Raw genomic sequence first — 224 nt, 5'->3', positions numbered from 1 at the left:
AACGAACCACGGATGCCAGAGCGATCGCTCCCGGGGCAGCGCGGCGTCAGTGGTCGGCCCGCCTCCGCGAAGCGGCTCTTGTCGCACCGCGGGATCTCTCACTCGGATCGATCGCTTATAAGTGGCTTACGAACGGGAAAGCTTCCGCTCAGAGAAATAATCGCAAGACAGCGGCGTCACATGTGGGTTGCTTTCGTAGAAATTCACCGCCGATAAGTCCGGGA

It is taken from the genome of Halorubrum sp. SP3 (assembly GCF_005435195.1).
In the GTDB taxonomy this organism is placed as follows: domain Archaea; phylum Halobacteriota; class Halobacteria; order Halobacteriales; family Haloferacaceae; genus Halorubrum; species Halorubrum sodomense.
Note: the sequence above shows the minus strand (reverse complement) of the source record.